Annotated in this window: 22 protein-coding genes; 12 read left to right on the plus strand and 10 right to left on the minus strand. The window is 70.9% G+C overall.

The window, feature by feature from the left end; all coding sequences use genetic code 11:
- Positions 1 to 32: 32 nt before the first annotated feature.
- Positions 33 to 2,756, minus strand: coding sequence for a pyruvate, phosphate dikinase (ppdK, locus tag ACFYNP_RS08480; protein ID WP_388783789.1), 2,724 nt, complete (start codon positions 2,754 to 2,756; stop codon positions 33 to 35).
- A 420-nt stretch (positions 2,757 to 3,176) separates the two neighbouring features.
- Entirely contained in the window at positions 3,177 to 4,322 is a 1,146-nt protein-coding gene (gene dusB, locus ACFYNP_RS08485; protein WP_100578376.1) for a tRNA dihydrouridine synthase DusB, read from the minus strand.
- A 126-nt stretch (positions 4,323 to 4,448) separates the two neighbouring features.
- Here dusB and ACFYNP_RS08490 point away from each other — a divergent pair, with 126 nt between their 5' ends.
- On the plus strand, positions 4,449 to 5,909 hold the full coding sequence (locus tag ACFYNP_RS08490) for an MFS transporter (RefSeq protein ID WP_388783792.1): 1,461 nt from the start codon (positions 4,449 to 4,451) through the stop codon (positions 5,907 to 5,909).
- On the opposite strand, the gene ACFYNP_RS08495 is transcribed toward ACFYNP_RS08490, so the two are convergent.
- Positions 5,882 to 6,757: a helix-turn-helix domain-containing protein gene (locus ACFYNP_RS08495; protein ID WP_388407669.1), complete on the minus strand. Its 876-nt coding sequence runs from the start codon at positions 6,755 to 6,757 to the stop codon at positions 5,882 to 5,884. The genes ACFYNP_RS08490 and ACFYNP_RS08495 overlap by 28 nt on opposite strands.
- Before the next feature lie 111 nt (positions 6,758 to 6,868).
- Here ACFYNP_RS08495 and ACFYNP_RS08500 point away from each other — a divergent pair, with 111 nt between their 5' ends.
- Entirely contained in the window at positions 6,869 to 8,332 is a 1,464-nt protein-coding gene (locus ACFYNP_RS08500) for an MFS transporter (RefSeq protein WP_388407667.1), read from the plus strand.
- A 92-nt stretch (positions 8,333 to 8,424) separates the two neighbouring features.
- Here the strand turns inward: ACFYNP_RS08500 and ACFYNP_RS08505 are convergent, their stop codons facing one another.
- Positions 8,425 to 8,613, minus strand: a complete 189-nt coding sequence (locus ACFYNP_RS08505; protein ID WP_100578326.1) for a DUF6243 family protein — start codon at positions 8,611 to 8,613, stop codon at positions 8,425 to 8,427.
- Between the two features lie 207 nt (positions 8,614 to 8,820).
- Here ACFYNP_RS08505 and ACFYNP_RS08510 point away from each other — a divergent pair, with 207 nt between their 5' ends.
- Positions 8,821 to 9,837 (plus strand): aldo/keto reductase, encoded by a 1,017-nt coding sequence (locus ACFYNP_RS08510; protein ID WP_388407664.1) that lies wholly within the window; start codon positions 8,821 to 8,823, stop codon positions 9,835 to 9,837.
- A gap of 199 nt (positions 9,838 to 10,036) precedes the next feature.
- Positions 10,037 to 10,630, plus strand: coding sequence for a TetR/AcrR family transcriptional regulator (locus ACFYNP_RS08515; protein WP_388408478.1), 594 nt, complete (start codon positions 10,037 to 10,039; stop codon positions 10,628 to 10,630).
- 47 nt (positions 10,631 to 10,677) lie between these two features.
- Here ACFYNP_RS08515 and ACFYNP_RS08520 read toward each other — a convergent pair whose 3' ends face one another.
- From ACFYNP_RS08520 to ACFYNP_RS08530, 3 genes are read right to left on the minus strand one after another with little or no spacing between them, the layout of a single operon-like run.
- Positions 10,678 to 11,661, minus strand: coding sequence for a DUF4097 domain-containing protein (locus tag ACFYNP_RS08520; protein WP_388783795.1), 984 nt, complete (start codon positions 11,659 to 11,661; stop codon positions 10,678 to 10,680).
- Complete coding sequence (locus ACFYNP_RS08525) at positions 11,658 to 12,314, minus strand: response regulator (RefSeq protein ID WP_388407658.1); 657 nt, start codon at positions 12,312 to 12,314, stop codon at positions 11,658 to 11,660. The genes ACFYNP_RS08520 and ACFYNP_RS08525 overlap by 4 nt, the downstream gene beginning before the upstream one ends.
- Positions 12,302 to 13,549 (minus strand): histidine kinase, encoded by a 1,248-nt coding sequence (locus ACFYNP_RS08530; RefSeq protein WP_388783798.1) that lies wholly within the window; start codon positions 13,547 to 13,549, stop codon positions 12,302 to 12,304. Before ACFYNP_RS08530 ends, ACFYNP_RS08525 begins: the two co-directional genes overlap by 13 nt.
- Positions 13,550 to 13,728: 179 nt before the next feature.
- Between ACFYNP_RS08530 and ACFYNP_RS08535 the strand changes: the two genes are divergently transcribed.
- Positions 13,729 to 14,160 (plus strand): hypothetical protein, encoded by a 432-nt coding sequence (locus tag ACFYNP_RS08535; protein ID WP_388783801.1) that lies wholly within the window; start codon positions 13,729 to 13,731, stop codon positions 14,158 to 14,160.
- A gap of 315 nt (positions 14,161 to 14,475) precedes the next feature.
- Here the strand turns inward: ACFYNP_RS08535 and ACFYNP_RS08540 are convergent, their stop codons facing one another.
- A complete protein-coding gene (locus ACFYNP_RS08540) occupies positions 14,476 to 15,858 on the minus strand; it encodes a glycine--tRNA ligase (protein ID WP_388407651.1) in 1,383 nt (460 codons plus the stop codon).
- Positions 15,859 to 16,024: 166 nt separating this feature from the next.
- Between ACFYNP_RS08540 and ACFYNP_RS08545 the strand changes: the two genes are divergently transcribed.
- From ACFYNP_RS08545 to ACFYNP_RS08560, 4 genes are all read left to right on the plus strand, one after another.
- Complete coding sequence (locus ACFYNP_RS08545; RefSeq protein WP_388783804.1) at positions 16,025 to 17,020, plus strand: metal ABC transporter substrate-binding protein; 996 nt, start codon at positions 16,025 to 16,027, stop codon at positions 17,018 to 17,020.
- Positions 17,021 to 17,211: 191 nt separating this feature from the next.
- Positions 17,212 to 17,970, plus strand: coding sequence for a metal ABC transporter ATP-binding protein (locus ACFYNP_RS08550; protein ID WP_388407645.1), 759 nt, complete (start codon positions 17,212 to 17,214; stop codon positions 17,968 to 17,970).
- 5 nt (positions 17,971 to 17,975) lie between these two features.
- Positions 17,976 to 18,938 (plus strand): metal ABC transporter permease, encoded by a 963-nt coding sequence (locus ACFYNP_RS08555; protein ID WP_388784304.1) that lies wholly within the window; start codon positions 17,976 to 17,978, stop codon positions 18,936 to 18,938.
- A 71-nt stretch (positions 18,939 to 19,009) separates the two neighbouring features.
- Entirely contained in the window at positions 19,010 to 19,447 is a 438-nt protein-coding gene (locus ACFYNP_RS08560; RefSeq protein ID WP_100578319.1) for a Fur family transcriptional regulator, read from the plus strand.
- Positions 19,448 to 19,968: 521 nt separating this feature from the next.
- Here the strand turns inward: ACFYNP_RS08560 and ACFYNP_RS08565 are convergent.
- Positions 19,969 to 20,817 (minus strand): isoprenyl transferase, encoded by an 849-nt coding sequence (locus tag ACFYNP_RS08565; protein ID WP_388783807.1) that lies wholly within the window; start codon positions 20,815 to 20,817, stop codon positions 19,969 to 19,971.
- Positions 20,818 to 20,850: 33 nt separating this feature from the next.
- Positions 20,851 to 21,600: a DNA repair protein RecO gene (gene recO, locus ACFYNP_RS08570; protein WP_382593669.1), complete on the minus strand. Its 750-nt coding sequence runs from the start codon at positions 21,598 to 21,600 to the stop codon at positions 20,851 to 20,853.
- Between the two features lie 182 nt (positions 21,601 to 21,782).
- Between recO and ACFYNP_RS08575 the strand changes: the two genes are divergently transcribed.
- The 3 genes from ACFYNP_RS08575 to ACFYNP_RS08585 all read left to right on the plus strand — a co-directional run bounded on the left by ACFYNP_RS08575 (position 21,783) and on the right by ACFYNP_RS08585 (position 23,782).
- Positions 21,783 to 21,974 carry a hypothetical protein gene (locus tag ACFYNP_RS08575; protein ID WP_388783810.1) on the plus strand — a complete coding sequence of 64 codons (192 nt, stop codon included), beginning with the start codon at positions 21,783 to 21,785 and terminating at the stop codon, positions 21,972 to 21,974.
- 11 nt (positions 21,975 to 21,985) lie between these two features.
- On the plus strand, positions 21,986 to 22,576 hold the full coding sequence (locus ACFYNP_RS08580; RefSeq protein WP_388783812.1) for a hypothetical protein: 591 nt from the start codon (positions 21,986 to 21,988) through the stop codon (positions 22,574 to 22,576).
- Positions 22,577 to 23,068: 492 nt separating this feature from the next.
- Positions 23,069 to 23,782: a hypothetical protein gene (locus ACFYNP_RS08585; RefSeq protein ID WP_388783815.1), complete on the plus strand. Its 714-nt coding sequence runs from the start codon at positions 23,069 to 23,071 to the stop codon at positions 23,780 to 23,782.
- Positions 23,783 to 23,811 lie beyond the last annotated feature (29 nt).

Here is a 23,811-nt window from a genome sequence, read left to right on the forward strand (position 1 = left end):
AGGGTCGGGGACCCGGCGGCGGCTCCGGGGCTCTAGCGCGAGTCGCTGCCCTTCGACTCGGCTGCCGCGCGGCCCGCTTCGAGGCGGGCGACGGGGATGCGGAACGGTGAGCAGGACACGTAGTCCAGGCCCACCTCGTGGAAGAAGTGCACCGACTCGGGGTCGCCGCCGTGTTCGCCGCAGACGCCGAGCTTGAGGTCGGGGCGGGTGGCGCGGCCGGCCTCGACGGCGGAGCGCACGAGGGAGCCGACGCCGTCCTTGTCGATGGTCTCGAACGGGGAGACCCCGAAGATGCCCTTCTCCAGGTACGCGGTGAAGAAGCTGGCCTCGACGTCGTCGCGGGAGAAGCCCCAGACGGTCTGGGTCAGGTCGTTGGTGCCGAAGCTGAAGAACTGGGCGGCTTCGGCGATCTGACCGGCCGTCAGGGCGGCGCGGGGCAGCTCGATCATGGTGCCGATGGTGAGCTTGAGCTCGGTTTTGGTGGCGGCCTCGACCTCGGCGATGACGGCGTCGGCCTCCTCGCGGACGATCTCCAGCTCCTGGACGGTGCCGACCAGCGGGATCATGATCTCGGGGCGCGGGTCGCCCTTGGCGTTCTTGCGCTCGGCGGCCGCCTCGGCGATCGCCCGTACCTGCATGGCGAACAGGCCGGGGATGACCAGGCCGAGGCGGACGCCGCGCAGGCCCAGCATGGGGTTCTGCTCGTGCAGCTTGTGCACGGCCTGGAGCAGGCGCAGGTCGTTCTCGTTGGCGTCCTTGCGGGACTCGGCGAGTGCGACGCGGACCGACAACTCCGTGATGTCGGGGAGGAATTCGTGCAGCGGCGGGTCCAGCAGGCGCACGGTGACCGGGAGTCCGTCCATCGCCTCGAAGAGCTCGACGAAGTCCTTCTTCTGGAGCGGGAGCAGGGCACTGAGTGCCGTCTCGCGCTCGTCGTCGGTGTCGGCGAGGATCAGCTTCTCGACCATCTCGCGGCGCTCGCCGAGGAACATGTGCTCGGTGCGGCACAGGCCGATGCCCTGGGCGCCGAAGCGGCGGGCCCGCAGGGCGTCCTCGGCGTTGTCGGCGTTGGCCCGTACGCGCAGGCGGCGGACCCGGTCCGCGTACGCCATGACGCGGTGCACGGCGCCGACCAGTTCGTCGGCGTCGTCGGCGCCGGCGTGCATGCGGCCCTCGAAGTACTCGACGACCGGGGACGGCACGACGGGGACCTCGCCGAGGTAGACCTTGCCGGTGGAGCCGTCGATGGAGACGACGTCGCCCTCCTCGACGACGGTGCCGGCCGAGGTGGTCATGCGGCGGCGCTTGGTGTCGACCTCCAGTTCCTCGGCGCCGCAGACACAGGTCTTGCCCATGCCGCGGGCGACGACGGCGGCGTGCGAGGTCTTGCCGCCGCGCGAGGTCAGGATGCCTTCGGAGGCGATCATTCCGTCGAGGTCGTCGGGGTTGGTCTCGCGGCGGATCAGGATGACCTTCTCGCCGGAACGCGACCACTTGACGGCGGTGTAGGAGTCGAAGACGGCCTTGCCGACCGCGGCGCCGGGCGAGGCGGCGATGCCCCGGCCGATCAGGTCGCTCTTGGCGCCGTCGTCGAAGCGCGGGAACATCAGCTGGGCGAGCTGGGCGCCGTTGACGCGCTGGAGCGCCTCGGCCTCGTCGATGAGGCCCTGGTCCACGAGCTGGGTGGCGATGCGGAAGGCGGCGCCCGCGGTGCGCTTGCCGACCCGGGTCTGGAGCATCCAGAGCTGGCCGCGCTCGATGGTGAACTCGATGTCGCAGAGATCCTTGTAGTGGGTCTCCAGGGTCTCCATGATCTGCATGAGCTGGTCGTAGGACTTCTTGTCGATCCCCTCCAGCTCGGCGAGGGCCACGGTGTTGCGGATGCCGGCGACGACGTCCTCGCCCTGCGCGTTCTGGAGGTAGTCGCCGTAGACGCCCTGGTGGCCGGAGGCCGGGTCGCGGGTGAAGGCGACGCCGGTGCCGGAGTCGGGGCCGAGGTTGCCGAAGACCATCGAGCAGATGTTGACCGCGGTGCCGAGGTCGCCGGGGATGCGCTCCTGGCGGCGGTAGAGCTTGGCGCGGTCGGTGTTCCACGACTCGAAGACCGAGCGGATCGCGAGGTCCATCTGCTCGCGCGGGTCCTGCGGGAAGTCGCGCCCGGCCTCGGCCTTGACGATCTTCTTGAACTGCTTGACCAGCTTCTTCAGGTCGCCCGCGTCGAGGTCGGTGTCGACGGTGACCTTCTTGGCGGCCTTGGCGTCCTCCAGGGCCTCCTCGAAGAGCTCGCCGTCCACGCCGAGGACGGTCTTGCCGAACATCTGGATCAGGCGGCGGTAGGAGTCCCAGGCGAAGCGCTCGTCGCCGGCCTGGGCGGCGAGGCCGGCCACCGACTCGTCGGAGAGCCCGATGTTGAGGACGGTGTCCATCATGCCGGGCATCGAGAACTTGGCGCCGGAGCGTACGGAGACGAGCAGCGGGTCGTCGGCCTGGCCGAGCTTCTTGCCCATCGTCTGCTGGAGGGCGTCGAGGTGCGCGCTGACCTCGTCGCGCAGCTCGGCCGGCTCGTCGCCGCTGTCGAGGTAGACCTTGCACGCCTCGGTGGTGATCGTGAACCCGGGAGGGACCGGGAGACCGAGGTTGGTCATCTCGGCGAGGTTCGCGCCCTTTCCGCCGAGGAGGTCCTTGAGGTTCCTGTTCCCCTCGGTGAAGTCGTAGACGAACTTCTGGGTGTGCTGGAGGTCTTTGTCTTCCGACACGGGTCTCGACTCCTCGAATCCGCGGTGGCTGCCCTGACGGCGAGGAACATACCCAGATCGAAGGTGTCTGGGTACGTCCACTTGCGCGTCACGTGGTCGTAACCACTCGTCCGCCACCAGATCGAAAGTGACTGGCGCGTAAGAGACCCTCCCCCGGCGTCTTCATCACTTGAACGGAGTAGGTCAAGAGAGGGTTTAGATCCTCTCATGTGAGCGGGTGTTCGTTCAGGTGAGTTCATTACTTGAACGCGAAAGGGGTGGCACTGAGTGCCACCCCTTTCAGAGGTGCAGCCACCTGAAAAACGCTCATCTGAGCGCAACCCCTATCAGGGGTGGCGAGAATCACGCGCTCGATCGAGCGGGATTCCAGCCTTCGGACGGCTCTTTGGACGGATCCGGGCCCCTGAGGGGCGACGCGGATCAGCCGCCGGAGGTGTCCAGCTCGGCTTCCATGCTGATGCCGGAGCAGTCGTAGGGGTCCTTCAGCCAGCCGTCGGGCAGGACGACCCGGTTGTTTCCGGACGTTCTGCCGCGCGGGCCGTCCGCGCCGTCGGGCCACGACTGGTCCAGATCGAGCTCGCTCAACTGAGCGCCCAGTTCGTCCAGTGACGAGGTGACCGCCAGGCGCTTGCGCATCTCGGAACCGACCGCGAAGCCCTTCAGGTACCAGGCGACGTGCTTGCGGAAGTCGATCACACCGCGGGTCTCGTCGCCGATCCACTCGCCCAGCAGCGTCGCGTGCCGCAGCATCACCTCGGAGACCGTGCGCAGCGTGGGGCGCGCGAAGGAGTCGGTGCCCTCGAAGGCGGCCACCAGGTCGCCGAAGAGCCAGGGCCGCCCGAGGCAGCCGCGGCCGACCACGACGCCGTCGCAGCCGGTCTCCTTGACCATGCGCAGCGCGTCCTCGGCGGACCAGATGTCGCCGTTGCCGAGCACGGGGATCTCGGGGACGTGGTCCTTGAGGCGGGCGATGGCGTCCCAGTCGGCGGTGCCGCCGTAGTGCTGGGCGGCGGTGCGGCCGTGCAGGGCGATGGCGGTGACGCCCTCCTCGACGGCGATGCGGCCGGCGTCGAGGAAGGTGATGTGGTCGTCGTCGATGCCCTTGCGCATCTTCATGGTGACGGGCAGGTCCCCGGCGTTCGTGACGGCCTCGCGCAGGATCGCGCGCAGCAGCGGCCGCTTGTAGGGCAGGGCGGAGCCGCCGCCCTTGCGGGTCACCTTGGGCACGGGGCAGCCGAAGTTGAGGTCGATGTGGTCGGCCAGGTCCTCGGCGACGATCATGCGGACGGCCTTGCCGACGGTGACCGGGTCCACTCCGTAGAGCTGGATCGAGCGCGGGGTCTCGGTCTCGTCGAAGTGGATGAGCTGCATGGTCTTCTCGTTGCGCTCGACCAGCGCCCGCGTCGTGATCATCTCGCTGACGAACAGGCCCTTGCCGCCGCTGAACTCGCGGCACAGGGTGCGGAACGGAGCGTTGGTGATGCCGGCCATGGGTGCGAGCACCACGGGCGGCTGCACGGTGTGCGGGCCGATGGAGAGCGTGGTCATCTGTTCATTGTCGCGCATGCCGGCCGCGGCCCGCCGGGGGCTGTGGACAACCGGGGCGCGCGACCCCGGTGGCGCCGCTACCGGGACCGCCGGCACCCGGGTCGGGTGGACCGGGGTTCATTAGTTAGGCGTACTATCGAAGCCATGTCCGAGCCCACCCACCGCCGACGGATGCTCATCCTGGCGATCTGCTGCATGAGCCTGCTGATCGTCAGCCTCGACAACACCGTCCTCAATGTCGCCCTCCCCTCCATGCAGAAGGAACTGCACGCCGATGTCTCCGGCATGCAGTGGACGATCGACGCCTACACCCTGGTCCTCGCCTCGCTCCTGATGCTGTCGGGTTCGACCGCCGACCGGATCGGGCGCCGACGGGTCTTCAAGGCGGGCCTGATCCTGTTCACCATCGGCTCGGTGCTCTGCTCGCTCGCCCCCAATCTGGAATCCCTGGTGGTCTTCCGGATGGTGCAGGCGGTCGGCGGCTCGATGCTCAACCCCGTCGCGATGTCGATCATCACCAACACCTTCACCGACCCGCGCGAACGCGCCCGCGCCATCGGCGTCTGGGGCGGCGTCGTCGGCATCTCCATGGCCGCGGGCCCCATCGTCGGCGGCGTCCTCGTCGAGACGGTCGGCTGGCGCTCGATCTTCTGGCTCAACCTGCCCGTCGGCCTGCTCGCCCTCTTCCTGACCTGGCGCTACATCCCCGAGTCCCGCGCCCCCAAGCCGCGCCGCCCCGACCCGGTCGGCCAGCTCCTGATCATCGCGCTGCTCGGCTCGCTGACGTACGCGATCATCGAGGTGCCCAGCGCCGGATGGACCTCGCCGCAGATCCTCGGCTTCGGCGGGCTCGCCCTCGCCTCGCTCGCCGCTCTCCTGGTGTACGAGCCCCGGCGTGCCGAACCCCTCATCGACCTGCGGTTCTTCCGCAGCGTCCCGTTCAGCGGCGCCACCGTGATCGCGGTCTCCGCGTTCGCCGCGCTCAGCGGGTTCCTCTTCCTCAACACCCTGTACCTCCAGAACGCGCGGGGCCTGAGCGCCCTGAACGCCGGGCTCTACATGCTGCCGATGGCCGCGCTCACCTTCGTCTGCGCGCCGCTGTCGGGACGCCTCGTCGGCAGCCGCGGGCCGCGCCTTTCGCTGCTCGTCGCCGGAGTCGCGATGGCCGCGAGCGGGCTCCTGTTCGCGGTGTTCGACGCCGAACGGACCACGGCCCTGCTGTTCACCGGGTACGTCCTGTTCGGCCTCGGCTTCGGCATGGTGAACGCGCCCATCACCAACACCGCGGTCTCCGGGATGCCCCGCTCCCAGGCGGGGGTGGCGGCGGCCGTCGCCTCCACCAGCCGCCAGATCGGCCAGACCCTCGGGGTCGCGGTGATCGGCGCGGTGCTCGCGGGCGGCATGGCGGGCGTGGCCCCCGGCGCGTACGCCGACGGCTTCCCCGGGGCCGCCCGGCCCGCCTGGTGGATCATCGCGGGCTGCGGTCTGAGCGTGCTGTGCGTGGGGCTCGCCACCAGCGGGCGCCGGGCGCGGGAGTCGGCGCGGCGGACCGCGGAGCGCCTGGAGGCGCCCGCCGTTCAGACTCCGGCGGACGCCAACGCCTGACCGGACCCGGTGAGCGCCTGCAACCGCTCCAGACGCTCGCGCGTCTCCTCGTCGGCCGGTACGTACATGACCACGCGCGGGCCGGCCGACGGGCCGAGCCACAGATTGGTGTGCTCGACGCGCAGCAGGCCGACGTGGGCGTTGTCCAGGTACTTGGTCTTGCCGCCCTGGTTGACCACCTCGTGCCGGGCCCACACCTCGCGGAACTCCTCGGAGGCGCCCTCCAGCCGGGCGAGGAGCGCCTTCCAGGCCGGCTCGGTGAGGTGTTCGGCCATCGAGGCGCGGAACTTGGCGGCCATCACCCGGTTCATCTCGGCGACGTCCACCACCGAGGCCCGCCACTGGGGGTGGGTGAAGGCCAGCCACAGGCAGTTGCGGTCCTCCGGCGCCAGGGCGTCGAGGTCGCAGAGCAGCCGCCCGTACGTGGGGTTGTAGGCGAGGATGTCGTACCGGCTGTTCTGGATGCAGGCCGGGATCGGACCCAGCTGGTCGAGCATCGCGCGCAGCGCCGGGGTGATGCTCGGGCAGGTCGCGTTCGGCGCCGGGTCGAGGGCGCCGGCCAGCGCGAAGAGGTGGCTGCGCTCGCTGGGGTCGAGCAGCAGGGCGCGCGCGAGGGCGTCCAGGACCTGCGGGGAGACCTGGATGTCGCGGGCCTGCTCCAGCCAGGTGTACCAGGTGACTCCGACGGCGGAGAGCTGGGCCACCTCCTCGCGGCGCAGGCCCGGGGTGCGGCGGCGCCGGCCCGGAGGCAGGCCGACCTCTTCGGGGGTGATGCGTTCACGGCGGCTGCGCAGGAATTCGGCCAGCTCGTGACGGCGGACATCGCTCGCCGGTGCCACAGTGCTCATGGTCTCAGGGTGCCGTACCGGCCGGTGCTTGTCAGCCGGTTGCCAGGTAGTGCTTGTACCAGGATAAGGAGACTCTGGTACCAGGCTAAAAACGGGAGGATCGTCTTCTCCGTGAGCGAAACAACGGTACGGACGACCTCCACGCCCTCCCCCACTCCTTCCCTTTCCCCCACTGTCCCGGTCACCCACCACGGGGCGGTGATCGGGCCGCTCGGGCTGTTCACGGTACTGCTCGGCGCGGCACTCCCCCTGATCGACTTCTTCATCGTCAACGTCGCCCTGCCGTCCATGGACAGCGACCTCGCGGCGGGCCCGGCCCTCCTGGAACTCGTGGTCGCCGGATACGGCGTCGCCTACGCCGTACTGCTCGTGCTCGGCGGACGCCTCGGTGACATGGCGGGCCGGCGCCGGCTCTTCCTGACCGGCATGGCCGCCTTCGGCCTCACCTCGCTCGCCTGCGGCCTCGCCCCCACCGCCTGGACCCTGGTCGGCGCCCGGGTGGCACAGGGTGCCGCGGCCGCGCTGATGATGCCCCAGGTACTCGCCACCATCCAGGCCACCACGCAGGGCCCGCGCCGTGCCAAGGCGATGAGTCTGTACGGGGCGACCGCCGGCCTGTCCATGGTCGCCGGGCAGATCCTCGGCGGCGTCCTGGTCGCGGCCGATGTGGCCGGGTCCGGCTGGCGTTCGGTGTTCCTGGTGAACGTGCCGGTCGCCGTCGCCGGCCTGCTCCTCGCGGTCCGCACGGTGCCCGAGACCCGCTCGGACCGGCCGGCCGGCATCGACGTGGCCGGCACCCTGCTCCTGGCGCTCTCGCTGCTTTCGCTGCTGCTGCCGCTGACCGAGGGGCGGGCCGCGGGCTGGCCGCTGTGGACATGGGTCTCGCTCGGCGTCTTCCCGTTCGCGGCCGTCGCGTTCTTCCTGGTGGAGCGGCGTGCCGACCGGCAGGGGCGGACTCCGCTGGTGCCGCCGAGCCTGCTCGACATCCACTCGCTGCGGCGCGGCCTGGTGATGGTGGTGCCGTTCTCGATCGGGTTCAGCGGCTTCATGTTCGTGGTCGCCGTGGTGCTTCAGCAGGGCCTGCGCATGGGTCCGGTCGCGGCCGGTCTCGCCCTGGTGCCGATGGCGCTCGCGTTCTTCGCCGCCTCCCTCGCCGGGCCCCGGCTCATCGGCCGGTTCGGCACCCGTGTGGTGACGGCGGGCGGCGTGATCCAGGCGGTGGGCATCACCCTGCTCACCCTGACCGTGTGGCACGGCTGGTCCGGCCTGACCGTCGCCGAACTCGCGCCGGGCGTCGCCGTCGCCGGCCTCGGCCAGGGCCTCCAACTCCCGGTCCTCATGCGCCTGATGCTCTCCGACATCCCGGCCGACCGGGCCGGGGTGGGCGGCGGCGTGGTCGTCACCACCCAGCAGTCCGCGCTCGCCCTCGGCGTCGCCACCCTGGGCACGCTCTTCCTGGCGCTCGCCCCCTCGGCGGGCATGCGCGACGCGCTCGTGGTCACTCTGCTCGTACAGCTCGGCCTGGTCGTGGTGACGGCACTGCTGAGCCTGCGGCTGCCGCGTGTCATGCGGTGAGCGGCTGAGTCCGCCGACCGAACGGCGAAGGGCCCGGAACGTGTCTCACGTTCCGGGCCCTTCGCCGTTCGGTCCCTGCGGGACGCTCCGGATCAGCTCTCGCTCGGCTCCGGCACCGCGGGGTTGGCGCGCTCACGCATCTTGCGCAGCAGCTCCTCCTTCTTGTCCACGGCCGCCTTCCGGTCGGCCGCACTCCCCTGGACCGAGCCCTGGTCTCCGTTGCGGGACACCTTCTTGCGCTGTCCACCGACACCGAGCAGGTTGTTACGACTCTTAGCCATGAGGGCGACGGTACCCGGCCGGAGGGGGTGGCTCGTACCAGTTTTCGGCGCGTGCGGGGGTGTGGCGGCGCGGCACGGACGGCGGGGTGAGAGCTGACAGCTGACAGATATTGAAATCTGTCAGCTGTCATGCCATGGTGGAGGCACACCCCGATCCACCCCTCGGATCCCACCTCCCCCACCCCCAACCCCCCAGGGAGCCCCCTCATGCGAACCCTCACCCTCGGCACCAACGGCCCCCGGACCGCCGCGCTCGGCCTCGGCTGCATGGGCATGTCCGCGCTGTACGGAGAAGCCGACCGGGACGAGTCGATCGCCACCATCCACGCCGCGCTGGACGCCGGTGTCACCCTGCTCGACACCGGCGACTTCTACGCGATGGGCCACAACGAGATGCTGATCGGCGAGGCGCTGCGTTCCGCGCCCGCCGCGGCCCGCGAACAGGCCCTGACCAGCGTGAAGTTCGGGGCGCTCCGCGACCCGGACGGCGGCTGGTCCGGTTATGACGGGCGGCCCGGCGCGGTCAAGAACTTCGCGGCGTACTCGTTGCAGCGGCTGGGCGTCGACCACATCGACATTTACCGGATCGCCCGGATCGACCCGGACGTACCCATCGAGGAGACCGTCGGCGCCATCGCCGAACTGGTCCAGGCCGGGCACGTGCGGCACATCGGCCTGTCCGAGGTGGGCGCGGCCACGCTGCGCCGGGCGGCGGCCGTGGCCCCGATCTCGGACCTCCAGATCGAGTACTCGCTGATCTCGCGCGGCATCGAGGACGAGATCCTGCCGACCGCGAGCGAACTGGGCATCGGCATCACCGCGTACGGGGTGCTCTCGCGCGGTCTGATCAGCGGGCACTTCACGCGGGACCGGCAGTTGGCCGCGGGCGACTTCCGCGGGATGAGCCCGCGCTTCCAGGGCGAGAACCTCCAGCACAATCTGGACCTGGTGGACGCGCTGCGCAAGATCGCCGAGCAGAAGGGGGTCTCGGTCGCGCAGACCGCGATCGCCTGGGTGCTGGCGCAGGGCCCCCGGCACGGGGCGGACATCGTGCCGCTGGTCGGCGCGCGGCGCCGGGACCGGCTGACCGAGGCGCTGGGCGCGCTCGATGTGGAGCTGACGGCGGCGGACCTGGCCGCGATCGAGGCGGCGGTGCCGGCCGGTTCGGCCGCGGGCGACCGTTACCCGCAGGCGCAGATGGCCCACCTGGACAGCGAGCACTGAGTCACGGACGGGACCGTGCGCCCGGCATCACAGGCGGATCGTCGCCCGGCATCGCCGGCGGGACCGTGCGGCCGGCAGCACGGGCGGGACCGTGCGCCCGGCAGCACGGCCGGATCGTCGCCCGGCGTGGCCTGTGGACAAGCCCGTCACCCGGGTTGTCCACAGGCCGGCCGGGCCGTTTCGAGCGGCAGGTAACGTCATGGCCATGAGTACGGAACCACTGACCGCCGAGCGCATCCTCGTGGCGACCGAGGAGGTGCTGCGCCGCCACGGCCCGGCGAAGGCCACGGTCGTCGATGTGGCGCGCCAGCTCGGGGTGAGCCATGGCAGTGTCTACCGCCATTTCCGTACGAAGGCCGCGCTGCGCGAGGCGGTCACGGAGCGCTGGCTGAATCGTTCGACGGATCTGCTGCGGGGAATCGCGGCCCGCCAGGATCTGGAGTCGGGGGTGGTGCTGCGGCTGTGGCTGAGCGAGCTGTTCCTGGCCAAGATGGCCAAGGCGGGCGATGATCCGGAGCTGTTCCAGACGTACGAGGTGCTGCTGCGGGAGAACAGCCGGGTGGTGGAGGAGCACATCGGTGAGCTGGTGGGCCAGCTCACGGCGATCATTCAACTGGGCGTGGAGCGGGGCGAGTTCAGGATTCCCGATACGCCGGGCAGCGCGGCGCGCGCGGTGTTCGACGCGACGGGCCGCTTCCATGATCCGGTGTATGCGGCGGAGTGGTCCCGGCCGTCGATCCGGGACGATTTCGGCGCGGTGGCGGATCTGATCCTGAACGGGCTGAAGCGTTAGGGCCCGTCCGCCGAGTCCTGGCGTGCCGTTCCGGTCGCCGGCCGGGCTCAGTGGCCGGGGTAGCCGATGTTCACCGAGCCGGAGCCGGTGTTCGCGTCGATGACGCGGTCGGAGCCTTTGTCGATCAGGTCGTCCTGGACGCTGCGACTGCCCGAGCCGGACTGCCCGGTCACCCGGTAGCGGGCACCCTGGGGCACGGTGAGGTCGACGCTGCCGGACCCGGTGCGCGCCTTGAGGTACTGGGGCGCGGTGGCGAAGTCGGCTTCGATGGTGCCGGATCCGGCCTCCAACGAGGCGTTGGGGGAGGCGAGTTGGACGGCCCGGAGTTCGCCGGAGCCGACGCTCGCCTTGACCGGGCCCTTGAGTCCGTACAGTTTTATGCCGCCGGAGCCGCCGTGCAGGTCTACGGGGCCGGTCAGGTCGCGGACCGTGGTCTCGCCGGATCCGCTGTGCACGGTGAGGCCGACTCCTGCGGGGACGGCGAGGTCGAGGTCGACCTGGCAGTTCTGGAGGTAGCGGTCCACGAATCCGGTGCAGCGGGTCTTCAGCTTGAGGGTGTCGCCGTCCCAGGTCTGCTCGACGACGGGCCGTTTCATCGCCCAGGTGAGACGGCCGTTGACGGTGACGTGTCCGACGGGGCCGCTGGTGACGGTGATCGCGGAGACTCCGGCGTCCACTTCGACGGCCGTGACGGGGTGGGCACGGCCGTTGTCGGGGCTCGCGTACCGCTCCGTGCGGCTGATGGCACCGGCCACCGTGTAGACGACGCACGGCACCACGATGCCCAGGGCGCCGGCGATCGCCACGGCGATCCAGGCGCCGCGGTGACGCGGCCGCTCCCCCGCCCGGTTCGTGTCCCCCGTCCTTTTCGTCTTGTCCGTCGCGTCCGTGTCTCGCGGCGGGCGCGCCTGCTCGGGCCGGCTCGTGGCGCGCCGCCCGGCGGCGTCCTGCTGCCCGGTTGCGGTGCCGCGCTGCCCGGCGGAGGCGTCGTGCTGCTCGGCGGAGGCGTCGTGCTGCCCGGTGGCGGTCACGCGGGGCCGCCGTCCAGGAAGCGCAGGACCGCGAGGACGCGGCGGTGGTCGCCGTCGGCGACGGGCAGGTCGAGTTTGGCGAAGATGTTGTTGATGTGCTTGGCCACCGCGCTTTCGCTGACGACGAGTTCGGCGGCGATTCCCGCGTTGGAGCGCCCTTCGGCCATGAGGGCGAGGACTTCGCGTTCGCGCGGGGTGAGGCGTTCCAGCGGGTCGGGTCCGCCGCCTCGGCGCAGCAGCAGCTGGGCGACGACCTGCGGGTCGAGGGCGGTGCCTCCGGCGGCGACGCGTTTGAGGGCGTCGACGAACTCCTCGACGTCGGCGACGCGTTGCTTGAGGAGGTAGCCGATGCCGCCGGTCTGGGTGGCGAGCAGGTCGGCGGCGTAACGCTCCTCGACGTACTGGGAGAGGAGCAATACGGCGGTGTCCGGCCATTGCTGACGGATCATCAGAGCTGCGCGGACGCCTTCGTCGGTGAATCCGGGGGGCATCCGGACGTCGACGAGGGCGAGCCCGGGCCGGTGTTCTTCCACGGCCCGCAGCAGTCCTTCGGCGTCCTCGGTCTCGGCCGCGACGTCGAAGCCGGCCATTTCGAGGACTTTGACGAGTCCTATCCGCAGCAGTACCGAATCCTCGGCGATCACAGCCCGCACGGCAGCTCCACAGTGATGACGGTCGGGCCCCCGTGGGGGCTGTTGATCCGGATGGTTCCGTCGACCGACCCTACGCGCTTGCGCAGGCCGAGCAGTCCGGTGCCGCCGGCCGGGTCGGCGCCGCCCACGCCGTTGTCGCCGACGGTGATCGTCAGGAGCTGGGCGCGGCGGATGACCTGGACGGAACAGCGGGTGGCGCGGGCGTGCTTGGCGACGTTGGCGAGGGTTTCGGAGACGACGAAGTAGGCGACGGCCTCGACCGTGGGGGTGGGGCGCTGGGGGAGGTCGACGGTGAGTGCGACGGGGAAGGGGGCGCGGGCGGCGATGCCGGAGATCGCGGCGTCCAGGCCGCGGTCCTCCAGGACTGCGGGGTGCAGTCCGCGTACGAGGTTGCTGAGTTCCTCGATGGCTTCCTTGGCTTCGCGGTGGGCCTCGTCGATGACGGCCCGGGCTTCGGGCGGCAGGTCGGTGAGGGTGGCGCGGGCGATGCCGAGGTTCATGGCGAGGGAGACGAGGCGTTGTTGGGCGCCGTCGTGGAGGTCGCGTTCGATGCGGCGGCGCTCCAGGTCGGCGGCGTCGAGGATGTCGGCGCGGCTCTCGGCGAGGTCCTCGACGCGGCGTTCGAGTTCCTTGGCCCGGTTGGGGCCGAGCAGGACGGTGGCGGCCCGGTTGTCGAAGTGGGCGACGAGGGCCGCGATCCAGGGTGTCGCGATGAGCAGGACGACGCCGAGGACGGTGAAGGCGGTGTACTGCTCCGTCCAGCCGGGCGGCCGGTAGTCCTCGGGCAGTGCCCACACCCAGGAGTAGACAAGGGTGCAGCCGGCGCCCGCGGCCCAGCCGAGGACGACGAGAGCGCCGCCGAGTGCGGTGAGCGGGGAGACGAGCAGGTGGTAGCCGTACTGCCGCCAGGTCGACTCGGCGCGTAGCCGGGGCAGGATTCCGTGCGGGTGGTACCAGCGGTGGGCCCAGGGAATCTTCGGGATGTCGAGCCCGGCCAGCGACCAGAGGCGGCCGCGCTGGAGGGTGGTGAGCAGGGGGCGCAGCAGGAGGACGAAGCCGAGGGTCTTGAGGAGGTGCCCGAGGTTGGAGAACGTGTAGCCGAGGGCGAGCACCGCGGGGACCGCCACGGGTATGGACGCGGCCACGAGGGCGGTGTTGCGCCAGGCCCACGCCGACCACGGCGCGTGCGCGGCGGTCCAGTGGTACGCGCGCCGCAGCGGGCCGGGAGTTGCCATGCGCACAGGGTAGTTGGGCTGGTCAGGGCGTTGCCATCATGGTGGTGCCAGGTGGGGGGTATAGCTGGCACCACCCCGGGTTCGGACAGCCGCGTTACTGACCTGGGCGGCCCGGCGGGCGAGGGTTGTCACTGTGCTCGGGCGGAGGGTCCGCCGGGCCGGAGAAGGAGCCCGCCGCCATGACTCTCGTCGCCCCTCAGGTCCGTACGAGCCGTTCGCCCCGTGCCGTCGTGGGTGCCGCGGGGGCCTTGCGTCGTCCGCGCCTGGCGACGGTCCTGACGGGGGCCGGTCTTGCGCTGGTGCCGTGGATGGTGGTGCTGGCCAGGACGCTTCCGCAGACGACGCAGGTGTCCAACTGGTCGACGGCGTGGGTGGGTCTGGACGCGCTGCTCGCGGTGGGTCTGACCGGTACGGGGGTGCTGTTGCGGCGGAACGATCCGCGCGCCGCGCAGGTGGCCGCGGCGACGGCGGCGGTGCTGCTGGTCGACGCGTGGTTCGACGTGACAACTGCCGCGCCGGGCTCGGAACTTGCCACGGCCTTGACCCTGGCCCTGGCGGCGGAGCTGCCGATGGCGGTGACCTGCGCGGTGGTTGCGCTGCGGAAGCCCTGATGCCCGTGCCGGCCAAAGGGCCTGATGCCCGTGCCGGCCAAAGGGGCAGATGCCCGTGCCGGCCAAAGGGCCTGATGCCCGTGCCAGCCAAAGGGGCAGATGCCCGTGCCGGCCAAAGGGTCGGATGCCGTTACCGGCCAAGGGGGAAGCCCCGGGTTCCTGGTGGATCCCGGGGCTTCGCCGTTCCGCTGGGGCGCGCGGGGAGCTGCGCGGCCGGTCACGCACGGCCCGCGGCCGAAGTGCGGGGGTGCGGGGGTGCGGGGGTGCGGGGGTGCGGGGGTGCGGGGGCGGGAACCCCCGGCGCCCCAACTCCCTTCAGCAGCCGAGCAGTCGGCTGCCGAGGTACTGCTGGATCTGGTCCAGGGAGACCCGCTCCTGGGCCATGGTGTCGCGCTCGCGCACGGTCACCGCGTTGTCGTCGAGGGTGTCGAAGTCGACGGTGACGCAGAACGGGGTGCCGATCTCGTCCTGGCGGCGGTAGCGGCGCCCGATCGCACCGGCGTCGTCGAACTCGATGTTCCAGTTCTGCCGCAGGTCGGCCGCGAGGCCCTTGGCCTTCGGGGAGAGCTGGGCGTTGCGGGACAGCGGCAGGACGGCGACCTTGACCGGCGCCAGGCGCGGGTCGAGGCGCATCACGGCGCGCTTTTCCATGACGCCCTTGGCGTTGGGTGCCTCGTCCTCGCTGTAGGCGTCGAGCAGGAACGCCAGCATCGCGCGGCCGACACCGGCCGCGGGCTCGATGACGTACGGCGTCCAGCGCTCGCCGGCTTCCTGGTCGAAGTAGGCCAGGTCGTGGCCGGAGGCCTTGGAGTGGGCGTTGAGGTCGTAGTCGGTGCGGTTGGCGACGCCTTCGAGCTCGCCCCATTCGCTGCCGCCGAAGCTGAAGCGGTACTCGATGTCGGCGGTGCGCTTGGAGTAGTGGGAGAGCTTCTCCGCCGGGTGCTCGTACCAGCGCATGTTCTCTTCACGCAGGCCGAGACCGGTGTACCAGTTCCAGCGCTGCTCCATCCAGTATTCCTGCCACTGCTCGTCCTCGCCGGGCTTGACGAAGAACTCCATCTCCATCTGCTCGAACTCGCGGGTGCGGAAGATGAAGTTGCCGGGCGTGATCTCGTTGCGGAAGGACTTGCCCATCTGCGCGATGCCGAACGGCGGCTTCTTGCGGGACGTCTGAAGGACCTGGCCGAAGTTGGTGAAGATGCCCTGGGCGGTCTCGGGGCGCAGGTAGGCGACCGAGCCGGAGTCCTGGGTGGGGCCGAGGTGGGTGGAGAGCAGGCCGGAGAAGCTCTTGGGCTCGGTGAAGGTGCCCTTGTTGCCGCAGTTGGGGCAGTTGAGGTCGGCGAGGCCGTTGACGGGGGCCTTGCCGTGCTTCTCCTCGTACGCCTCTTCGAGGTGGTCCGCGCGGAAGCGCTTGTGGCAGGAGGTGCACTCGGTGAGCGGGTCGGTGAAGGTGGCGACGTGGCCGGAGGCCTCCCAGACCTCGGAGGCCAGGATCACCGACGAGTCGATGCCGACGACGTCCTCGCGCGAGGTGACCATGTAGCGCCACCACTGGCGCTTCAGGTTCTCCTTCAGCTCGACACCCAGCGGCCCGTAGTCCCAGGCGGCCCGCTGGCCTCCGTAGATCTCGCTGCACGGGTAGACGAAGCCACGGCGCTTGCTCAGGTTGACGATGGTGTCGATCTTGTCGGCGGCCACGGTGCTCTCTTCATTAACGACGACGTGAACGGGGGAACGGCGAATGCCTCAGATTACCGGCGGCCGCACCCCCTCTATCAAATCGGTTCCGGCCCGGGGCTCCGCGCAGGGGTCCACCCGTACTGATTATTGACAATCGTTTCCATCTTTGTTGAAAATGGATGTCATGAACGTACGACGCCTCATACCCACGGCCGCCTTGTCCTGCGCCGCCCTCCTCGGCCTCACCGCCCTCACCGCCTGCGGTTCGGGCTCCGCCACGGAGCGGAAGGACGGGAAGCTGGACGTGGTGGCGTCGTTCTATCCCCTGCAATTCCTGACCGAGCAGATCGGCGGCGACCACGTCGCGGTCACCGGCCTCACCAAGCCGGGCGTCGAGCCGCACGACCTGGAGATCAGCGCGCGCCAGACGGCGAAGCTCAACGACGCGGACGCGGTCGTCTACCTCAAGGGCCTCCAGCCGGCCGTGGACGCGGCCGTCCAGCAGGCCGACGTCAAGACGAAGGTCGACGCCTCGACGCTGACGGCGATGGAGAAGCACGGCAACGAGGTCGGCGGGCACGCGGCCGCCCACGACGACGCGGCCGGCTCGGCCGGCGAGGACGACCACGCCGGCCACGGCCACACCCACTCCGAGAGCGGCGACGACCCGCACATCTGGCTGGACCCGGTGAAGTACGCCGAGGTCGCCAAGGGCGTCGGCGCGGCCCTCGCCAAGGCCGACCCGGCCCACGCGGCGGACTACGCCAAGAACACCGACACCCTGGTCGGCAAGCTCGGCGGCCTCGACAAGGAGTACGCGGCCGCGCTGAAGAACACCAAGGCGAAGGTCTTCATCACCACCCACGCCGCCTTCGGCTACCTCGCCGAGCGCTACGGGCTGACCGAGGAGGCCATCAACGGCCTCGACCCGGACTCCGAGCCGAGCCCGGCGCGGATCAAGGACCTCCAGAAGATGGCGAAGGCCGACGGCGTCACGACCGTCTTCTACGAGACGCTGGTCAGCGACAAGACCGCCAAGACCCTGGCGTCGGACACCTCGCTCAGGACCGATGTGCTCGACCCCCTCGAAGGGATCACCGACCGGTCGAAGGGCACCGACTACTTCTCGGTGATGCGGTCCAACCTGACCGCCCTGACCACGGCGCTCGGCACCAAGTGACCACCGGACCAGGCGACTTGAGCGCCCGGCACCAAGTGCCCACCGAGCCGTCCGACTTGAGCGCCCGGTACCAAGTGACCACCGGAACAGCCGACTTGAGCGCTCGGCACCGAGTGGACGCCGGACCAGCCGACTTGAGCGCCCGGCACCCGCAACCGACCCCCCGCCCACCCGCTTTGGAGGCACCTGCCATGGAGCCCGTCATAACGCTCACCAAGGTGACGGCCGAGCTCGGATCGCGCCCCGTCCTGCGCGGCATCGACCTGGCCGTGCACCGCGGCGAGGTCGTCGCGCTGCTCGGCGCCAACGGCTCGGGCAAGTCCACCGCGATCCGCACGATCATCGGGCAGGTGCCGCCCAGCGGGGGCACGGTCGAGATCTTCGGCACCCCGCGGCGCCGCTTCCGCGCCTGGGGCCGGGTCGGGTACGTACCGCAGCGCACCACCGCCGCGGGCGGCGTCCCGGCCACGATCCGCGAGGTCGTCTCCTCCGGGCGCCTCTCACGCACCCGCTTCGGGATCCTGCGCAAGGCCGACCGCGAGGCCGTCGACCGGGCGATCGCGGCCGTCGGCCTCGCCGACCGGGCCAAGGACTCCGTGGACGCACTCTCCGGCGGCCAGCACCAACGCGTCCTGATCGCACGGGCGTTGGCGGCCGAGCCCGAACTCCTGATCATGGACGAGCCGATGGCGGGCGTCGACATCGAGAGCCAGGAGATCCTCGCGGCGACCCTGCGCGAGCAGGTCGCGGCCGGCGCCTCGGTGCTGCTCGTGCTGCACGAGCTCGGCCCGCTTGAGCCGCTGATCGACCGGGCGGTGGTGCTGCGCGACGGCTGCGTCGTGCACGACGGGCCACCGCCGAGGGCTGTCGGCCAGCACGCGCTGCCCGGCCACGACCACGTACATCCGCACACGGCCGCCGAGCCGGTACGCACGGGACTGCTGACCTGACCATGATGGAAATCCTGAACTCCCCTTTCATGCAACGGGCGTTGATCGCCGCGGTGCTCGTCGGGATCACCGCTCCCGCCGTCGGGATCTACCTCGTCCAGCGCCGCCAGGCCCTGATGGGCGACGGCATCGGCCACGTGGCGATGACCGGCGTCGGCCTCGGCTTCCTGCTCTCGACCTCGCCGGTGTGGATGGCCACGCTGATCTCCGTACTCGGCGCGGTCACGATGGAGCTGATCCGCTGGTACGGCAAGACGCGCGGCGACATCGCGCTGGCCATGCTCTTCTACGGCGGCATGGCGGGCGGGGTGCTCTTCATCAACCTCGCGCCGGGCGGCTCCACCGCCAACCTCAACTCCTACCTCTTCGGCTCCCTCTCCACCGTCTCGCAGTCCGACGTCTGGGCCATCGGCCTCCTGGCAGCCTTCGTCCTCGTCGTGACCGTCGGCCTGCGCCGCCAGCTGTTCGCGGTCAGCCAGGACGAGGAATTCGCCCGGGTGACGGGTCTGCCGGTGCGCGCCCTGAACCTCCTGACGGCGGTCACGGCGGCGGTCACGGTGACCGTGGCCATGCGGGTGGTCGGTCTGCTCCTGGTCTCCGCCCTGATGGTGGTGCCGGTCGCGGCCGCCCAGCAGCTGTCCCGCAGCTTCGCCCTGACCTTCGCGATCGCGGTGGCGATCGGCGTGACGGTGACGCTGAGCGGCACGGTCGTCACGTACTACGAGGACGTGCCGCCCGGCGCCGTCATCGTGCTCTTCACGATCGCGATCTTCATTGTCCTGACCGCGCTGGCCACCCCCCTGGCCAAACGGCGGGCCCGGGCCGGGGCGGCCGCGCCGGCCGAGGGCGAGTGCGGGCTGGACGTCCCCGCCCCGGCCTCCGCGGCCCCGGCCTCCGCCGCCCCCGCCACTGTCCCCGCCCCGGCCCCCGCCGCCGTCCCCGCCCCGGCAAAGCCTCAGGCCGGCTAGGTCACGGCCCGAGCGGGAGCTGGCACAATGGCCCGAGGAAGGTTTGTACGGGTCAAGGCTTGGAGGCACCTGTGACGACAGCGCCACTCGGCGGGTCGAATACCGCCCCCGTACGAGGCCGGTCGACCCGGCAGCGTGCCGCGGTGGCGGCGGCGCTCGACGAGGTGGACGAGTTCCGCAGCGCGCAGGAGTTGCACGACATGCTCAAGCACCGGGGCGACTCGGTGGGCCTGACCACCGTCTACCGCACGCTCCAGTCCCTCGCGGACGCGGGCGAGGTCGATGTGCTGCGCACCAGCGACGGGGAGTCGGTGTACCGGCGCTGCTCGTCGGGCGACCACCACCATCATCTGGTGTGCCGGGTGTGCGGCAAGGCGGTCGAGGTGGAGGGGCCGGCGGTCGAGAAGTGGGCGGAGTCGATCGCGTCGCAGCACGGGTATGTGAACGTGGCGCACACGGTGGAGATCTTCGGCACGTGCGAGTCCTGCGCTGCCTCTCCAGCGCCCTAGCGCCCAACCCGGGCCCCGCGTTTGCTGGGCCCTGCCCCGCTTCCCTTGGGGCCGCCCCACCCCTCCCGTTTGCCCGGGGCCAGCCCCAGCTCCTCGTTGGCCTGGGGGCCGCCCGCCTGGGGCCCGGCGCTGCGCGCGCGGGCCTCTCCTCTTTTGCCCGCGGCCCGTGCGTGGCTGGTCGCGCAGTTCCCCGCGCCCCTGACCCCGTTTTCATCCGTCCACCGTGCGTGGTTGCTCGCGCAGTTCCCCGCGCCCCTCGATGCCTCGGTGCTGGGGCACCTACAGCCCGTCATGGGGGTCCCCCCTGGCCCTTAAGGCCTTGGGGGAGATTGAGGACGAGCGCCGTTCAGGCACGAACGGGGGTGCGGGGGCGGAGCCCCCAGGGTCCCTTCCCCCCGGAGGGTTGCGGGAAGGGGCGGGGCGGGGCGACTCCCGGGGTCTGGGGCGGAGCCCCAGGGGCCTGAACCAGCCAACCCCGGGCAACGGGCGGGCGGGTGGGCAAACCCCCCGGAGCCCGGGGCTCACGGGCGGGGGAGGTCGCCCGACTTGTCCAGCGCGGCCAGCGCCTCGTTCGGGATGGCGCCGCCGAACCGCCGGTCGCGGGAGGCGAATTCGAGGCAGGCCCGCCACAGGTCACGCCGGTCGAAGTCGGGCCACAGCACGTCCTGGAAGACCATCTCGGCGTAACTGGACTGCCAGATCAGGTAGTTGGAGGTGCGCTGCTCGCCGCTGGGCCGCAGGAACAGGTCGACGTCCGGCATGTCGGGGTAGTACAGGTACTTCGCGAAGGTCTTCTCGTTGACCTTCGACGGGTCGAGCTTGCCCGCGGCGACATCGCGCGCGATGGCCTGCGCCGCGTCGGCGAGTTCGGCCCGGCCGCCGTAGTTGACGCAGAAGTACAGCGTCATCGCGTCGTTGTCGACGGTCTGCTCCTGGGCGACCTGGAGCTCCTGGACGACCGACTTCCACATCTTGGGCATGCGGCCCACCCAACGGATGCGGATGCCCAGGTCGTTCATCTCGTCGCGGCGGCGCCGGATGACGTCGCGGTTGAAGTTCATCAGGAAGCGGACCTCTTCGGGCGAGCGCTTCCAGTTCTCGGTGGAGAAGGCGTACAGGGAGAGGTTCTTGACGCCCATCTCCAGGCAGCCCTTGAGCACGTCGAGGACGACGCCCTCGCCGACCTTGTGGCCCTCGGTGCGGGGCAGCCCGCGCTCCTTGGCCCAGCGGCCGTTGCCGTCCATGACGCAGGCGACATGGTTCGGCACCAGCTCGGCCGGGATCTTCGGCGGCACCGCGCCCGAGGGGTGCGGCTCGGGGGTCTTGTAGTCGCGCCTCGACCGCCCGCCCAGGATTCCGCGTACTGCCATGTGGAGCTCTCTCCCTAGATGCTCTGGTGCTGCTCAGTTCTTCTCTACGTACCGCAAGGAGCGCAGGCCGCGCTCCAAGTGCCAGTGCAGATAGGCCGATACGAGCCCGCTGCCCTCCCGCACATGCCTCGGCTCGCTCGCGTCCGCGGTCTCCCAGTCCCCCGTGAGCAGCGCACTGAGCAGGCCGATGGCCTCCGCAGAGGGTACGACGCTGCCGGGGACGCGGCAGTCACCGCATATGACGCCGCCGCCCGCGACGGAGAAGAACCGGTTGGGGCCGTGGATGCCGCATTTCGCGCAGTCCTCGAAACTCGGGGCGTACCCGTTCACGGCGAGCGAGCGCAGCAGGAAGGCGTCGAGGATGAGGTGCGGGGCGTGCTCGGCGCGGGCGAGGGTGCGCAGGCCGCCGACGAGGAGCAGGTACTGCTGGACGGCCGGTTCGCCCTCGTTGTCGGTGAACCGCTCGGCCGTCTCCAGCATGGCGGTGCCGGCGGTGTAGCGGGCGTAGTCGCTGACGATGCCGCCACCGTACGGAGCGATGGTCTCACTCTGGGTGCACAACGGGAGCCCGCGGCCGACCAGTTCGCTGCCGCGCGCGAAGAACTGCACGTCGACGTGGCTGAACGGTTCGAGCCGCGCCCCGAACTTGGACTTGGTGCGCCGTACGCCGCGGGCCACGGCCCGTACCCGTCCGTGGTTGCGGGTGAGCAGCGTGATGATGCGGTCCGCCTCACCCAGCTTCTGGGTGCGCAGCACGATGCCGTCATCACGGAACAGACTCATGTGCCCATTGTCCTGCACGCCGCACGGGCCCCGGCGCACCCCCTGGGGACCCGGCCCGGGCTCCACGGCAATGTCCGGTCATGAGTAGCAGTACTCATGCCGACGAGCCTCCTGATCACTAATCTGTGGCGCTCACGGCATGGCGAATTCCAGGCCGGATGGCCAGGGGGTGGGACAACGGTATGTCGACGCCGATAGGCGGGACGCATGGGGCTTTGCGTTCACTGGCCGGCCTGGTGGAGGAGGATTTCGCCGCTCAGCAGGGCAGGCTCAAAGACGCGCTCGACCCGACCGACGGCGGCGATTCCCTGAGCAGCATCGCGAGCGTCGTCACCGGTCACGGCGACAAGGTCACGGCGGTGGCTCCGCGATGAGATGCAGGGCGGTGCGAGCGCTGGGTTGTGTGCTGGTGGCCGCGGTGCTCGCGGCGTGCGGGGGCGGCGGGGAGCAGGGCCGGGAGAAGGAGAAGAGGAGGCCTGCGGTGGACATGCAGCAGGCGGGCGAGCGGGCGGAGGCGATTCTGGACGGCACGATGGCGGCGATCCAGCCGGCCGTGACGTGGTCGTACGGGTACCCGATGAAAGAGGCCTGCACCAACGGGCTGAACCGCCCCACGGGGGCCACCAGCATCAACCGCACCCGGCACGTCCTCACAGTGATCTCCGCGCGGCGCCGCGGCAACCTGCTGGGGGCCGTCCAGCGCTACTGGGAGCAGCACGGCTTCACGATCCAGAGCGTGACACCCGATCCGGGCATGCCTGCGATCCGCGGCAGGAGCTCCGACGGCTTCACGGTGGCTCTGGCGGTCGGCACCATCGGGAACGTCCACGTCAGCGCCGGGTACAGCTGCGCCGAGGACGCGCCCATGACCTATCCCAAGGGCGCGCCTGGAGAGCCCGGCGGTCCGAAGGGGGAAGACCTGAAGCCGCGGGTGCGGTCCGACTTCTGGTCGTCGGAGCGCCCGGTCGCCCCGTAGTGGCGGGGCCCCTCCCTCTGCGCCCCCGGCCGCGTCTGAAGGGCGCTCGTCCTCAAGCTCCCAAGACCTTATGGGCCAGGGCTCCCAATCACGGGCCGGCATGCATCTCACGCGGGCCGGCACCGACCAGCCGGACGGGCTGAAGATGCTCGTCCTGGCCGGCGCCAGTACACCTGGGGGCGCGGGGAACTGCGCGAGCAGCGACGCGCGGTGCGAGGCCGAAGACAGGGGCGCGGGGAACTGTGCGAGAGCCACCCACGGTCCGGGGCCGAGCAACGCACCCCCGCCCCACCCCCGCGGAGCCACGTGGCAGGGATCACCCCGCCTCCCTCCCCCCTTGCTCCTCAAGTGCTCCACCCCTCCCCCACACCGCACGCACTCCTCATTCCCGGGGTACGCACAGAGGGATAGGGCACCATTGCGGCAGCAGGACCCTCTTGTCCTGTGGCAGGGCTTCGCCTGCCGATGACTTCGCCCCCTGGACGGACCGGAATGCCGCTGCCCACGCCCGCCCGCCACGCCCGCGCCGCGGGTTACGCGCTCGCCGTGCTGGCGCTCGCGGGGTGTTCGGCGGGCGAGGGGGTGCGGGACGACGGGCCCGCACCCACGCCTTCCGCTTCGGCGACCGCCTCCCCGCTCTGGCCCGACCACACCGCCGCCGTCACGCCCACCAAGCCCGGCCAGGGGTTCCGTGCGCGCGGGCCCGTGCCGGGGGTGACCGTGCCGGGCGGGGATCTGACGCAGGTGCAGGGGGTGCGGCTGCTGGCCGCGGACCCCGCCACGGACCGAACCGTGCAGAGCGGTCTGAAGGAGTGCCCCGACGGCCCCTCGTGCCGGCTGCGGCCACCCGCGTACGCCGATCTCACCGGCGACGGAAAGCGTGAACTGGTGCTGGCCTACGACGACTTGGGCCGCACCATCCTGTGGGTGTACACCGCCGTCGGGGAGCGTGCGCACGCCGTGCTTGAGTACGCGGGACGGCCCGGGACGAGTGCCGCGACGCTCGGCACGGATCTCGTGGTCACGGAACCGGCGGGTGGCCGCAACCGCGAGTCCGCCACGACCCTGCGCTGGAACGGCACCGAGCTCGCCCCGCTGCCGGCCGCCTCGGATCCGGCCAAGGGTGCCTCCAAGGCGCGGCCCTCGCGGCCCTCGGACGACTCCCTGATCCAGCCCGCCGGCACGGATGCCCCGGGGCGCGACTGACCCTCGGGCGTCCAGCACCCCGAGCCCCG

It is taken from the genome of Streptomyces sp. NPDC006691 (genome assembly GCF_042869955.1).
Taxonomy (GTDB): Bacteria; Actinomycetota; Actinomycetes; order Streptomycetales; family Streptomycetaceae; genus Streptomyces.